9 protein-coding genes and 1 pseudogene are annotated in these 13,899 nt (G+C 72.0%); 7 read left to right on the top strand and 3 right to left on the bottom strand.

Features of this window, described 5'->3' with window-relative positions:
- Positions 1-8: 8 nt before the first annotated feature.
- Together ACTVZO_RS40775 and ACTVZO_RS40770 are read left to right on the top strand one after the other, a co-directional pair.
- Positions 9-1,139, top strand: a complete 1,131-nt coding sequence (locus ACTVZO_RS40775) for a hypothetical protein (RefSeq protein ID WP_443303634.1) — start codon at positions 9-11, stop codon at positions 1,137-1,139.
- Positions 1,136-1,966, top strand: coding sequence for an SDR family oxidoreductase (locus ACTVZO_RS40770; protein ID WP_443303633.1), 831 nt, complete (start codon positions 1,136-1,138; stop codon positions 1,964-1,966). Before ACTVZO_RS40775 ends, ACTVZO_RS40770 begins: the two co-directional genes overlap by 4 nt.
- Positions 1,967-2,037: 71 nt before the next feature.
- Here ACTVZO_RS40770 and ACTVZO_RS40765 read toward each other — a convergent pair.
- The 3 genes and pseudogenes from ACTVZO_RS40765 to ACTVZO_RS40755 all read right to left on the bottom strand — a co-directional run.
- A pseudogene (locus tag ACTVZO_RS40765) lies at positions 2,038-2,271 on the bottom strand (hypothetical protein); the annotation flags it as partial.
- A gap of 143 nt (positions 2,272-2,414) precedes the next feature.
- Positions 2,415-4,202: a S8 family serine peptidase gene (locus ACTVZO_RS40760; protein WP_443303632.1), complete on the bottom strand. Its 1,788-nt coding sequence runs from the start codon at positions 4,200-4,202 to the stop codon at positions 2,415-2,417.
- A 747-nt stretch (positions 4,203-4,949) separates the two neighbouring features.
- Entirely contained in the window at positions 4,950-5,429 is a 480-nt protein-coding gene (locus tag ACTVZO_RS40755; protein ID WP_443303755.1) for an ATP-binding protein, read from the bottom strand.
- A gap of 184 nt (positions 5,430-5,613) precedes the next feature.
- Between ACTVZO_RS40755 and ACTVZO_RS40750 the strand changes: the two genes are divergently transcribed.
- From ACTVZO_RS40750 to ACTVZO_RS40730, 5 genes are all read left to right on the top strand, one after another.
- Positions 5,614-8,277 carry a LuxR C-terminal-related transcriptional regulator gene (locus tag ACTVZO_RS40750; protein ID WP_443303631.1) on the top strand — a complete coding sequence of 888 codons (2,664 nt, stop codon included), beginning with the start codon at positions 5,614-5,616 and terminating at the stop codon, positions 8,275-8,277.
- A 356-nt stretch (positions 8,278-8,633) separates the two neighbouring features.
- Positions 8,634-9,113, top strand: a complete 480-nt coding sequence (locus tag ACTVZO_RS40745; RefSeq protein ID WP_443303630.1) for an Lrp/AsnC family transcriptional regulator — start codon at positions 8,634-8,636, stop codon at positions 9,111-9,113.
- Between the two features lie 159 nt (positions 9,114-9,272).
- Positions 9,273-10,088: a dimethylargininase gene (ddaH, locus tag ACTVZO_RS40740; protein ID WP_443303629.1), complete on the top strand. Its 816-nt coding sequence runs from the start codon at positions 9,273-9,275 to the stop codon at positions 10,086-10,088.
- Positions 10,085-11,317 (top strand): ornithine--oxo-acid transaminase, encoded by a 1,233-nt coding sequence (gene rocD / locus ACTVZO_RS40735; RefSeq protein ID WP_443303628.1) that lies wholly within the window; start codon positions 10,085-10,087, stop codon positions 11,315-11,317. The genes ddaH and rocD overlap by 4 nt, the downstream gene beginning before the upstream one ends.
- Before the next feature lie 169 nt (positions 11,318-11,486).
- Positions 11,487-13,868: a SpoIIE family protein phosphatase gene (locus tag ACTVZO_RS40730; protein WP_443303627.1), complete on the top strand. Its 2,382-nt coding sequence runs from the start codon at positions 11,487-11,489 to the stop codon at positions 13,866-13,868.
- The last annotated feature ends 31 nt before the right edge of the window (positions 13,869-13,899 follow it).

Raw genomic sequence — 13,899 nt, 5'->3', positions numbered from 1 at the left:
GACGCATCGTGCAGCACAGCCAATCGGCCGACCACCTGGCCGGCATCGGAGCCCGCCCGATCCCCGAATTCGACGGAGTCCACGAGGTGTGGCCACGAGGGGACCGGCTGCGCGCGGTCCGCGAGGCAGCCGCGGCGTACAAGGAGCGGTTCAAGGCGCAGGGACAGGTCCGGGCGGTGAAGTCCGTGGACATCGCGGCGGCGCCCTACCCGGTCGCGTACGCCTTCCACGGCGCGGTCTCGGTACCGACGCTGCCGTTGATCTCGATGATCAACCGGATGATCGTGGTGCAGTACGACGACTGGAACGGCCGGCCCCGGACGCTGGTCTTCGAGCCCACCGTCCCGGACGGCTCGGCCGAGGCGCCGTTCTACCGCAACCTGCGGCGGCTCATGGACAGGATTCCCGGCGGCCGGCTCGCCGAGAAGGTCGTGCTGAAGTACTACAACGAACCCGGCGACGTCCTGTCCAAGGTCGGCCTGAGCGCCGACGACATCGACTTCTGCACCTTCGACCACCTCCATGTGCAGGACCCGCGGATGATCCTCGGATCGACGAAGGTCATCGACGGGGAGACCACGCCGCGCCGGCCGCTGTTCGGCGGCGCGAGGATGCTGGTGCACAGCCGTGAGCTGGCCACCTTGCAGTCGCTGCACCCGATGCAGTGGGCCTGGTACGTCGACGGCGGACTCGACGGCGTGGACCCGGACAAGTTCGTCACCTTCGACGGCGACATCGAGCTCGGCCCGGGCATCGCCCTGCTGTGGACGCCCGGACACACCGACGGCAACCACTCGCTGGTGATCAACACCCCGGACGGCGTCTGGGTGTCCTCGGAGAACGGCATCTCCCTGGACAACTGGCAGCCCGAGCTCTCCCGGATCCCCGGCATCCGGAAGTACCACCGCGACTTCGGCCGGGAGATCGTCCCCAACGCCAACACCCTTGAGGACTCCCTGGACCAGTACGACTCCATGATCAAGGAGAAGACGCTGGCCGACCCCTGCCGACGCGACCCGAGGTGGCTGCAGATCCTGCCCTCCACCGAGCTCGCGCCGTGGAAGCGCTTCTGGCCGGTCGTGCCCACTTACGTCCACGGCGGGATCGCCTACGGCCAGATCAAGGCGGGCCTCCGATGAGCCCGCGCACACCCGCGGGCGCCGTCGTCACGGGCGCCGGCCGCGGGTTGGGCCGGCTGATCGCCCGGCTGCTGGTGCAACGCGGCCACACCGTGCTGGTCACCGACCTGGACGAGAAGGCCGCCCGCGCGACCGCCGCCGAGCTCGGCGAGCGCGCCGAAGCCCGAGCCCTCGACGTGCGCGACCACACCCAGGTCGACGCGACCCGCGACCACATCCTCGACCGGACCGGCCGTCTCGACGTATGGGTGAACAACGCCGGCGTCCTGGTGACGGGACCCGCCTGGGAGCAGAGCCCCGAGACCCGCCGGCTGATGCTGGAGGTCAACGCCCTGGGAACCGTCAACGGCACCGTGGCAGCGATCGACGCAATGCGCGGCCGCGGTGGCGGCCACATCGTGAACACCGTCTCCCTCGCCGGTATCACGCTCGTTCCCGGCGAGGCTGTGTACGCGGCGTCGAAACACGCGGCGATCGGATTCAGCCTGAGCACCCTCGCCGATCTCCGCCTCGCCGGCGTCAAGGACATCGACATCTCGTGCGTATGCCCGGACGGGATCTGGACCCCGATGCTCCACGACAAACTCGACGACCCCGCCTCGGCCCTGTCCTTCTCCGGCAAGCTCCTGCGACCCGAGGAGGTCGTCGCCGCCGTGGCCACCGTGCTCGACCGACCGAAGCCGGTCACCACGATCCCCAGGTGGCGAGGACTGCAGGCTCGGATCGCCGACGCGCTGCCCCGACTGGCCCTGCGTGCCGCCCCCCTCGCGGTCGCCCAAGGCCGCCGCGCCCAGGGGAAGCTGCTGAAGACCGGAGGACCACGGTAGGAGACACATAGGGCCGGGCCGATCCTGCTGTTCCCTGCGGCTCGCTCACCGCTCGTCGAGCGGGTTCGCCGTCACCGGTCGTCGCGGGCGGCGCTGCGTGCCCAGAGGATCAGCGGGATCTGCAAGGGAAGCCGTGCGTAGGCGAGGGCCCGGGCGGGCGCCGGGCGATGCCGCCAGTCGTAGGCCATCTTCACGTTTGCCGGGAACACGGCCGCGAAGAAGGCGGCGGTGGCGCGGGCACTTGTCCGGCGTGTCGCGGGAACGACGAGGCCCGCGGCCAGGCCCAGCTCGACCGCGCCGCTCACGGGATACGACAAGCGGGACCTACTGGCGGGTAAGTGTGTTCCAGGCGCTCCCGCCCCGTTACGCCCCGCAGGTCAGCGACCGCCGGGCCCGCCGATGCCTTCTTCGGCATCGGCAGGCCCCTTGGGGGACGGGACGCGGAGCGTCAGAAGGTCAGGCTCCAGGAGTCGATGTAGCCGGTGTCGCCGGTGTAGAGGTCGGTGACGCGCAGCTTCCAGGTGCCGCTCGCGAGGACGTTGGAGGCGTCGACGGTGTAGGTGGTGACGACGTTGTCGGCGCTGTCGCTGGAGCTTGTGTTCTTCAGGACCATGGCGAGGCCGTTCGGGGCGACGCTCTCGATCTCCAGGTCGCCGCGGTACGTGTGCTTGATGTCGACGGCGATCTTGAGGTCGGTCGGGGCGTATCCGGTGATGCCGGTGACCATGATGGGGGATTCGACCGTGGCGTTGTCGGAGATGGTGTAGTTCGCCGAGTTGGTGAACGTGTTGCCGCTCGGCGTACCGAGGGTGGCCGTCGCGTCGGCGAGGCCCGCGCCGCAGCCGCCGGTGCAGGAGCCGGGCAGGGGGCGTGCGTTGCTCTTGATCGCGGCCTCGATCTGGCCCGGCGTCATGGACGGCGTCGCCTGCTTCATCAGCGCGGCGAGGCCGGCGATGTGCGGGGCGGCCATGCTGGTGCCCTGGTAGGCGCTGTAGGTCTCGCTGCCGACGCTGCGGGTGCCGGTGTTGAGCGTGGACCAGATGCCGTTCGCGGAGTTCGCGCCGGTCTCGCCGCCGGGGGCGGTGATGTCGACGATGGTGCCGTAGTTGGAGTAGGAGGCCCGGTTGCCCTCGCGGTCGGAGGCGGCGACCGTGATGACGCCGGAGCAGTTGGCCGGGTTGAAGTTGGCCGCGTTCATGTTGCTGTTGCCCGCCGCGACGACGATGGTGCTGCCGCGGCTGACGGCGGCGTTGATGGCGCTCTGGGTGCCGGAGTCGCAGGCGCCGCTGCCGCCGAGGCTCATGTTGATGACGTCGGCGGGGTTCGGGTTGGCCGGCACGCCCGGCACCGAGCCGCCGGATGCCCAGGTGATGCCGTCCATGATGTCGGCCGTCGTGCCGCCGCACTTGCCGAGCACGCGGACCGGCTGGATCTTCGCGTTGTACGCGATGCCGGCGATGCCCTTGCTGTTGTTGGTGCTGGCGGCGATGGTGCCGGCGACGTGCGTGCCGTGCCAGGAGTTGTTCGTGTCGTTGTACGGAACCGGGTTGCCGTTCGAGTCGGTGCCGCAGTCGCCGGAGTACAGCCAGTCGCCCGGGTCGGCGGCGTTGTTGTCACGGCCTCCGCCGTCGTTGGCCATCCACGGGTCGGAGATGAAGTCGTACCCGGCGATCATGTTGGCGGCGAGGTCGGAGTGGTTGACGTAGCCGGTGTCGATGACCGCGACGTTGACGCCCGAGCCGGTCGCCTTGTCCCAGGCGCCGGGGACGTTCATGCCTGCGGTCGCCTCGAAGAGGTCCCACTGGCGGTAGTACTGGGAGTCGTTGGGGTTCACGGCGGCGGCGTACATCCGCCGGTCCGGGACCACGTAGGCGACGTCCGGGTCGGCCCGGAAGGCGGCCATGACGTCCTCCGAGTCCTTCTTGCCGAGCTCGCCGCCGAGGTCGACCAGTGCCGCGCCAGTGCCCAGGCGGCGCTCGAAGCCGAGGGACTCCCCGGCCTTCTTGCCCTTCGCCTGGGCGTCCTTGGACGCCGCGGAGTCGGATGTGGCCTCCGTGGCTGCCGACTTGTAGCCGACGATCAGGCGCTCCACGGGCGCCTGACCGGCAGCGGCGGACGGTGCGGCGTCGGGGGCGGCCGGGGAGGGTGCGGCGGCGGAGGTGGCGGTGCCGGCGGCGAGGAGCGCGGTGGCGGTCGCCGCGAGCAGGGATATACGAATGCGTCTGTAGCCGTTCAAGGCGTGGCCTTTCCAGGGGTTCGACCCGGCAGCACGAATCCATGCATCATGGTCAGTGCATGACAAACCGGCTCCTGTGGCCGCGAACAGGAGAAGTGGGGGTTGGTGCGGCGGCCGGCCGCGCGGCGGGTGAAGGGAGCCCCGGACCGTGAGCTGCGTCGGCGTGGGGTGCGCTCGGGTCCGGATGCTTGGGAGGCATGGTGCGGTCGCCGTGGCCTGGTGGGCTGAGCGCGCCGCACACGACTCCCTTCAGCCGTGCGGTGCACCGGTCGGCTGTTCCGCGCGTCCCCCGTTGCGGGAGCGGTCCGGCCGGCCGGATGGCAGGAACCTATGGCTGGAACCGGCCGGACGCCTATCCGGGTGCGTGCCGCTACGGATACGTGATTAACCCGTCCGGTGTCATGCCCCGCCTGGTTCAAGCACGTTCATGGCGTCGATCGCGGCCTGAAGCCCAGATCGATCAGTGCGCACAGCGGGCAGGGCTGTTCGCAGGTCGCAGGCGGCGTACGGTACGTTACCCGCGAGTCAGGAGCTGGGCCGCTTCTCGCGGAGGGCCCAGGCCATGTGCGTGCAGGGCGCAGCCGAAGCCCCGGTGCGGGCAGCCTGTGTTGGCGGGGGATCCGGCCGCTTCGGCAGCGGGACAGTGCAAGGAGACGCGTGGGTCCGACTGCTCAAGCCCGGCCGCAGTGGGGCGGGAGCGGCGGTCGTCGATGCGGCGGCGAACACTCGCCGTGGGAACGGGTACCGCTAGAACGCGACGACGGCCCTCACAGTTGTGCCGGTGGCGGTCCGCGCGATGGACGACTCGAGCGCGTACGCGTCGACGAGGTCCAGGCCGCGACCGAAGGCGGTGTCCACGTCGACGGCCTCGCATCGCGGAGTGTGGCGTTCGTGCCACTGTCCGTCGTCGCGCACTCGCACGGTCACCGCCGCGTTGCCGACCTCGATGAACACGGCCACCTCGGCGCCGCCACTGTGCAGGACCGCGTTGGTGGCGAGTTCGGTCACGATCAGCGTGACCGACTCCTCGACGCCTTCCGGCAGGCGGCAACCGCCGACCACTCTGCGTGCCACGGTTCGCAGCAGTGGCACGGACGCCGGAAGTGCGGGCATCGTCACCGCGGCCAGCAGCCGGCCGGTGCAGGGCGGCACCTCCTCGACGAGAAGGCGTCGCGGCGTCGGCTCTGTTGCCTTCCGGGGTGCCATGAGGGGGCTCGGGTCCGTCATCTCATTCACCACAGGGCTCCTGCCTGCGCAGCCGGTGGGGCCGGCGGCGGCCCCCGTCGGCCCGACGGGCCCGGAGGGCTTGACCCGTCCCACGCTCCCCGCCACACAGGCGAGCCGCAATCAGGAGAGACTGAAGTACGGATACGCAAACAAGAAGGGACACCGGGACCACAGGGTGACGAACATGCCTGAATTGGCGGATACCGAGCTGATACGCCTGCTGTCCGGCCCGCTCACCGAGGACACCGAGGCCCGGCCGGTCCTGCTGCTGATCGAAGGCGCCGCGGGTACCGGCAAGAGCAGCTTGCTGACCCGGCTGCTCACCGCGCTGCCGGTGCCCGCACGGACGACCGTCCCAGCCGCCGAAGGACAGCAACCCGCCGGACCCGTCCTGCTCGCGGTCGAGGACGTCCATAAAGCCCCCGACACCGACGCTGCCGTGCTGCGTGGGCTGCTGGCGGCACGGCCCGCCGGGCTCGCCTGCGTGCTCACCTACCGCCCCGAGGAGCTGATCGCGCCGGGCCTGGTCCTCGGACCGGACACCGACTTCCCGGCCGGGCTGACGGTCGTCCGGCACACGCTGGGCCCGCTCGACGTCGCCGCCGTCGGGCGACTGGCCGCCGCCCTGGACGCGGAGCGATGTCCCGCCGACGTCGCCGCCGCCCTGCACCATGCCTCCGGCGGCAACGCCCAGACCGTCGCCGATCTGCTCGACCTGATGGCCGCCCACGGGGCCGGGCGTCCCGGCATGCCGCCACGCGTCGAAGACCTGGAGGGGGTCGGCACACCGCCCCGGCTCGCCACGCTCGTCCTGCGGCGCACCACGGCCGTGCCCGAACCGCACCGCCGGGTGGTCTTCGCCGCCGCGATCCTGGAGCGGCCCGCGACCGCCCGTGATCTCGCGGCCGTCGCCGGCCTGTCCGAGGACGCCGGCCACGAGGCTCTCCTCGCCGCGCTGCGCGGCGCCGTACTGCACGAGCACGGCGACGGCCGGTATGGCTTCGCCGCGCCCCTCGCGGCCGCCGCCGTCCGCCGTGTCATTCCCGGTCCCGTACGCGAGGCGCTGCACCGGCGGGCGGCGGAGCTTCTCGCCCGGCGGCAGCCGGTTCCCTGGGAGGCCGTGGCCTGCCACCGCCGGGCCTGCGGTGACGATCGCGGATGGCTGCGTGGCGTGGAACGCGCCGCCGAGCAGTACGCCGACACCGGCGAGGTCGAGCGCGCCGTCCAGCTGCTGGAGTCCTCCCTGGCCAACGGTCCGGTGCCGCCGCACGCCCGCTCCCGGCTGGCCGTCATGCTCGCCCGCAGCGCCGTCATCGGGCTGCACTCGGAGCAGACGAGGGACGTCCTCCAGCACATCGTCGCCGACCCCGGCCTCGCTCCGGGTGTCCGGGGGGAGATCCGGCTCGACCTCGGCCTGCTCCTGTGCAACCAGATGGGCCGGGTCCGCGAGGGCCAGGCCGAGCTTGTCCGTGCCGTCGGCGATCTGGCGGTTCAGCCTGCGCCGCTGGCCCGTGCCATGTCCGCTCTGGCCATGCCGTACTGGCCCGGGATACCGCTCGCCGACAACATCGGCTGGATGGAACGCGCCCTCGCCGTGGCCACCGAATCCGGCGACCCCGTGGCGCAGGCGGCGGTGGCCGCCAACCAGGTCAGCGTGCTGCTCAACATCGGCGATCCGGCCGCCTGGCCGCTCATCGACCGACTACCCCGGGACAGTGATCTCGTCGCCTGCCGCCAGCAGGCCGCCCGCGGCCTGTGCAACGCCGCCGACGCCGCTGCCTGGCTCGGCCACTACGAGCAGTCCCGCACCCTGCTCCAGGAAGGCATCGCCCTCGCCGCCCGCAGCGGAGCCTCCTACGCCGAGCAGACCGGCCGCAGCTGCACCCTCGTCCTGGACTGGGCCACCGGCCGATGGGCCGGGCTCCCCGCGCGAGCCCGCGCCCTCGTCGACGACGCCGGCGGCATGCCGTACATCGCCTCCGACGCCCGCATCGTCCTCGGCCTGCTGGCCCTCGCCCGAGGCGAATGGGCCGACCTCACCGAACACCTCATCGGGCCCCACGCCCTCGACCTCGACGACTGCCCCGTCCCCCTCTCCGCCGCCGCGTCCGGTGCCCTGATCCGGCTCGCCCTCGCCCGTGAGGAGACCGAACTCGCCGCCGCCCAGGCCGCGACCGCCTGGCGGCGGCTGCGCGCCAAGGGCGTCTGGGCCTGGGGAGCCGAACTCGCCCCCTGGGCGGTCGAGGCCACCGCCCGAGCCGGGGCCTCCTCGGCGGCCCGCGAGATGACCGAGGAGTTCGCGGCCGGACTCACCGGCCGTGACGCCCCTTCCGCGTCCGCCGCCCTGGACTGGACTTACGGAGTCCTCGCCGAGTACACAGGCGACCTGACCGCCGCCGTCCAGCGGTACGAGAAGGCCACGGCCGCGTACACCGTCCTTCCCCGCCCGTACCACGCGGCGCTCACCGCGACAGCGGCCGCCCGCTGCGCGCTCGCCCTCGGCGAACACGCCCCCGAGGCGATTGCCGCCCTCGCTGACTGCGCCGACCGTTTCGAGGCGCTCGGCGCCGCCTGGGACGCCGCCCGCACCCGCGCCGACCTGCGCGGACACCGACCCGTGGAGGGGCGGCGTGCCCCCGGGCGGCCCGGCTATGGGGACCTCCTCTCCCCACGCGAGGCGGAGGTCGCCGAACTCGCCGGCGCGGGCATGACCAACCGGGACATCGCCAGCGCCCTGCACCTCTCGCCGCGCACCGTCGAACAGCACGTCGCCCGGGCCATGCGCAAGACCGGCGCGCACTCGCGCAAGGAGCTGGCGGCCGTCGGCCAGGTGGATGCGGAGGAGTGAGTCTGCATGCGCGTGGGGGGGCTTCCGTGCTGCTGCCCAGAGGGAATAGATGAGTATCCGTAGGTGATCGGGCCCGGATAGGCCCGGGTCTTCCCGTCGCGGCATGATTCCTCCGGGCGGCGCCGCACAAACCCCCTGCGGCGCCGCAACGGGCCCGGCCACCGGGATGGCCCGAGCACGCGAGGTCCGGCCGTGCGCACGGCTTCGGCCCGTTCCGCGCCCGCGCACTGCATCCGCCACCGCTGTGTCGCGCGGCGGACTCCCGCATGCGTCAGGCTCATGTCGGGATTGCCGGACGCGCTCGGCGCACTGCGGAGCCGACCGCGCGAACCAGTGGAAAGGGAGGGAGACGGCGAATGGCCCAACAGCCCCCGTCACTCGACGATCTCGACCGCCAGATCCTCACGGCTCTCGTGGCCAATGCCCGGCGCAGCTTCGTGGAGATCGGCCAGGAGATCGGCCTTTCCCCCGCCGCCGTCAAACGCCGCGTCGACCGGATGCGGGAGGCGGAGGTGATCACGGGCTACACCGCCGTCGTACGGCCGTCCGCCCTCGGGTGGCGCACCGAGGCGTACGTCGAGGTGTTCTGCGAGAGCGCCGCACCGCCGCGGCGGCTCGCGGAGGTCGCCCGCGCCTACCCGGAGGTGGTCGCCGCCATGACGGTGACCGGCGGCGCCGACGCCCTCCTGCACATCCGGGCGGCGGACATCGAACACTTCGAAGAGGTTCTGGAGCGCATCCGGGCGGAGACGTTCGTGCGGCGCACGAACAGCGTCATCGTCCTCACCCACCTGCTGCCCGGTTCCCCCGACGCCGGCGCCTCGGCATCTCCCTGAGCGGGGCACGCGCCGACCGGTGCCGTGAAAAGAAACGCCGCCGCAGGCCCCTCAGGCGCAAAACTCCTGCGCGTACACGCAATCGGCGGGCATTGTCGGAGGTCAGGGGTCCTTTCTACGCTGAGCACACCCCCTGCCGCTCCCCTTGAAAGGAAGCCCGTGCCGTCCACGCCGACCGCGCGACCACGTCGCTACCTCATGTGCGAACCCCGCTTCTACGACGTGCGATACGCCATCAACCCCTGGATGAGCGCCGACACCCCGGTCGACCACGCCCGGGCCCTGGCCCAGTGGCAGAGCCTGGTCGACACGTACCGGTCGCTCGGCCACGCCGTCGAGATGCTGGAGCCCGTGCCCGACCTGCCGGACATGGTGTTCGCCGCGAACGGCGCCGTCGTGGTCGACGGCCGGGTGCTCGGCTCCCGGTTCCACGCTGCGCAACGCCGTCCGGAGAGCGTCGCGCACCACGCGTGGTTCAAGGCCGCGGGGTTCGACGTCCGGGAACCGGAGTCCGTCTGCGAGGGAGAGGGCGACCTGGTGCCGGTAGGGCGGTTCCTGCTCGCCGGGACCGGGTTCCGTACCAGCGAGGCCGCTCACCAGGAGGCGCAGGAGTACCTTGGCGTCCCCACGGTCACCTTGCGCCTGGTGGACCCGTACTTCTACCACCTGGACACCGCGCTGTTCGCCCTCGACGACGAGAACGTCGCCTACTACCCCGGAGCCTTTTCTCCCGGCAGTCGCGAGGTGCTTCAGCGGCTCTATCCGGACGCGATCCTCGCCGACCGCGAGGACGCGCTCGCCTTCGGGCTCAACTCTGTCTCGGACGGTCGGCACGTGATCGTCTCGCCCGGGGCCACCGGCCTCATCGCGCAGCTCGCGGCCCGCGGTTTCGAGCCGGTTCCCGTCGATCTGTCCGAGTTCCACAAGTCCGGCGGCAGCGCCAAGTGCTGCACCCAGGAGGTACGTAGCGCATGACCGTCACCTCGCAGAGGCCCGCCGCGGCCCGCTCCTCCGCCGAACTCATCGCCGTGGAGGAGGAGAAGCTGGCGCACAACTATCATCCGCTTCCGGTGGTGGTGGCCAAGGCTGAAGGCTCCTGGGTCGAGGACGTGGAGGGCCGCCGCTACCTGGACCTGCTGGCCGGCTACTCGGCGCTCAACTTCGGGCACGGCCACCCCGTTCTGCTCGACGCCGCCCATCGCCAGCTCGACCGCGTCACCCTGACCTCCCGAGCCTTCCACAACGACCGACTCGCCGGATTCGCGGAGTCCCTCGCCGCCCTCACCGGTCTCGACATGACCCTGCCGATGAACACCGGCGCCGAGGCCGTCGAGAGCGCGCTCAAGATCGCCCGGAAGTGGGCCTACGACGTCAAGGGCGTGGCTCCCGGCCGGGCCGAGATCATCGTGGCCGCCGGAAACTTCCACGGCCGCACCACCACCATCGTCAGCTTCTCCGACGACCCGGTGGCACGCACCGGCTTCGAGCCGTTCACCCCCGGTTTCACGACGGTGCCCTACAACGACCTGTCCGCGATCGAGGCCGCGATCGGCGAGAACACCGCCGCCGTCCTGATCGAGCCCATCCAGGGCGAGGCCGGCGTGCTGATCCCCGACGACGGCTACCTCGCGGGCGTCCGGGAGCTGACACGGCGCACCGGCACCCTGTTCATCGCCGACGAGATCCAGTCCGGCCTCGGCCGCACCGGCGCCACCCTCGCCGTCGACCACGAGTCGGTCCTCCCGGACCTGCTGCTGCTCGGCAAGGCACTCGGCGGCGGCATCGTGCCGGTGTCCGCGGTGGTGGGCCGCGCCGACGTCATGCGCGTACTCGGTCCGGGCACCCACGGTTCCACCTTCGGCGGCAACCCCCTCGCCGCAGCCTTGGGCTCCGCCGTCATCCGCCTCCTGGAAACGGGCGAATACCAGCAGCGCGCCCAGCGGCTCGGTCGGATCCTGTCCGCCCGGCTCGCGGCCCTCGTCGGCCACGGCGTGGTGGAATTCCGCTCACGCGGCCTGTGGGCCGGTGTCGACATCGACCCCCGAGTCGGCACCGGGCGCGAGGTGAGCGAGCGCCTGCTGGCCGCGGGCGTCCTGGTAAAGGACACGCACGGCTCCACGATCCGCATCGCGCCGCCGCTGTGCATCGAGGAGGAAGACCTCCACCTCGCCCTCGGGGCGCTGGAGAACGTGCTGGCCGGCTGACGGCCGACGCAGCCACGTGCCGATTCTCGGGTGCCGCGTCACGCCGCGTGGTCGTGGTGACGCGTCCCGCTTGCCGGGGAGATACGCGTGTCCGAGACTGAGGCCGTCAGTCCGACAGAGTCAGGGTGGTCAGATGGGCATGCCCCGACCGGCTTCAGGCGTCCCTCCCATGCCGCTGGACGGTGCGGTCGCCGCCGTCATCGACGGGTCGGGCGTCCTCACCGCATGGACCCGGGCAGCCGCGGAACTCCTGGGGTATGCCGACGTCGACGTCATCGGACGCCCGGCCCGGGCGCTGGTGGCGCCCCGGCGCCCCGCGGGGAAGCCTCCGGCCGGGGCGCCGGGCGGGCGTGTTCTGACGCTGCGGCGCGATGACGGCGAACGCGTGGATGTCTGGGTCAGGCTGCTGCCGCTGAGCGGCTCGGCCGTCCTGGCGCTGGGGCTGCCCGCGAAGGTCCTCGCGGAGTGGGGTGACCACACCGCAGTGGCCCGGACGGTGCTGACGCAGGACGCCTGGCAGGTGGCCTTCCACGGCCTTGATCTGCGGCTGCGGCAGTGCAGCCCCACCGTCCGGCGGTCCGGACGGGTCGGTGAGGGCGGCCGTGACCCGCTGTGTGACATGCCCCTGGTGGACGGTGACGGTACCGGTGCGGACCTCCTGCGCCACGTGATGGAGACCGGACGCCCGGTGGTGGGAGCGGCGGGCGTCCTGCGCGCACCCCGGCCGGACCAGCCGGATCTGATCTACTCGCTGACCGCGGCCCCTCTGTACGACCTGCGGGGGGACATCAGCGGAACCTTCACCTCCCTGGTGGACGTCACCGCACGGTACGAGTCCGGGCGTCGGCTCAATCTGGTGTACAAGGCATCTCGCGCCGGCGATGCCCTGGACATTCGTTCCACCGCGGAGGGACTCGTGGAGACGCTGGTCCCCACGCTGGGCGATCTGGCCGCGGTGGAGATCTCCGAGGCGACCCTGCAGGGCGCCGAGCCGCCGCTCCGCGTCCACGGGCTGCGCGGTGACTTCCGCCGTATCGCCGCCAGACACGCCCACGGGGCCTGGCCCGCCGACCTGGTCCAGGTGGGCGAGATCCTGCCGGCCGTCCCCGACCAACCGGGCTTCCGCGAGCTGGAGCGGGGTACGGTCCTCGTCGCCAACGACCGGCGGGACTATCTGAGCTTCCTGGGCGACGTTCCCCAGGCGGCCCGCATGATTCCGCGTGACCTGTACGCCTCCATCGGCGCGGCGCTCGTCGCCAGGGGCCGCGTGCTCGGCTACGTGCAGGTGTTCCGGACGCGACGGCAGTACGCCTTCACCGGCCACGACGCCAAGCTCCTCAAGGAGATCAGCACCCGGGCGGCGCTCGGCATCGACAACGCCCGCCGTTACACCCGTGAGCGCCGGGTGGCCGAGACGCTCCAGAGAAGCCTGCTCCCGCCCGTGTCATCCAGCACCGCGGCCGCCGAGACCGCCGGTATCTACCTGCCTCCCCGCGGAGAGGCCGGCGTGGGCGGCGACTGGTTCGACGCGATCGCCCTGTCCTCGCTGCGTACCGCCCTGGTGGTCGGCGACGTCATCGGGCACGGCCTGGAGGCCAGCACCACCATGGCCCGGCTCCGCACCGCCGTGCAGACACTCGCCGACCTGGACCTGGCTCCCGACGAACTGCTGATCCGGCTCGACGACCTGGTCCAGCGCATGGCCGCGGAGTCCGCCCACCCCGACACCCTGGGCGCCTCCGTCCTCTACGCGGTCTACGACCCGGTCACCCGGCTGTGCCGCCTCGCCAGCGCCGGCCACCCGCCTCCCGTCGCCGTCCACCCCGACGGCACCACCCACGTGATCGACGTACGGCCCGGGCCGCCTCTCGGCGTCGGCGGGGTGCCCTTCGAGGTCACGGACGTCTCCCTGCCCGAGGACAGCGTCCTGACGATGTACAGCGACGGCCTCCTCGACACCGCACGCCGGTCACGGCGTGACCCGCGGAGACCGCCAGCCGACCCCGAGGCCGAGTACGCCGCCCGCCTGCGTGCGGCCTGCCGTCCCGGACGCCCGCTGCGACGGATCGGTGAGGCACTCGTGGAGCGGGCGCGGCGGGCTGCCGAGCGGACCGACGACGTCACCCTGTTGCTCGCCCGTACGCGTGCCGTTCCCGACGACTCCATCGCCGACTGGCGCTTCCCGCCCGATCCCGCCGCCGTCGCGGAGGCCCGTGAGGTCGCCGTCGCCCAGCTGACCGCCTGGGGACTGCACGAGAACGTCTTCGCCACCGAGCTGGTCGTCAGCGAACTCGTCACCAACGCCGTCCGCTACGCCACGGGCGACATCGGGCTGCGCCTGGTGCGCGACGCCGTACTCGTGTGCGAGGTGACGGACTCCAGCGAGAGCCAGCCCCGGCTGCGCCGTGCCCACAACGACGACGAGGGCGGCCGCGGACTCTTCCTCGTCGCCCAGGTCACCAGCCGCTGGGGCAGCCGCTACGACGCCTCCGGGAAGACGATCTGGACGGAACAGGCCATCGGCGCGGAGCAGGTCCTCGGCAGGGACTGAGCGTGGGTGCCCGATGACGCGGCGCCCCTGC

The sequence above is a fragment of the Streptomyces sp. IBSNAI002 genome (assembly GCF_052244475.1).
In the GTDB taxonomy this organism is placed as follows: domain Bacteria; phylum Actinomycetota; class Actinomycetes; order Streptomycetales; family Streptomycetaceae; genus Streptomyces.
The sequence above is the reverse complement of the archived record's forward strand: the minus strand, read 5'-3'. Positions and strand labels throughout refer to the sequence as shown.